Source organism: Neobacillus cucumis, from assembly GCF_023715505.1.
In genome coordinates this window covers 1-311 of sequence record NZ_JAMBOH010000139.1, presented here as the reverse complement: position 1 = coordinate 311, position 311 = coordinate 1, and the positions used below count along the sequence as shown (strand labels likewise).

The 311-nt window shown below is 40.8% G+C and carries 1 protein-coding gene; it reads left to right on the top strand.

Features of this window, described 5'->3' with window-relative positions; translation table 11 throughout:
* Window positions 1-62 precede the first annotated feature (62 nt).
* Window positions 63-311: ATP-binding protein (locus M3226_RS31815; RefSeq protein ID WP_251573451.1), on the top strand; the 249-nt coding region annotated here is incomplete at its 3' end.

The following is a 311-nucleotide window of genomic DNA, read 5'->3' as shown; positions in this document are numbered from 1 at the left end:
CTTAACGCAGAAGCTAAGCAGCGTCCATTTGATCAATATGTAGCAATCATGGAGGGAGTTAAATGAGACAGATCCAGCAACTTCAGGATGCCCTTGTATCTCTCCGTCTCTCGGAAGCTTCAAGTGAGCTTCCCGCTATTCTGGCCAAAGCTGAGAAAGATCAAGTTAGCTACCTTTCTTTCTTAAATACTCTGGTAGAGTACGAACGAAACAAAAGAGATGAAAAGAACATGGAAAAAAGGCTTAAACTTGCCTCTTTTCCATGTATAGCACCTTTGGATGATTTTAATTTAGAAGAACAGGAATCGTTG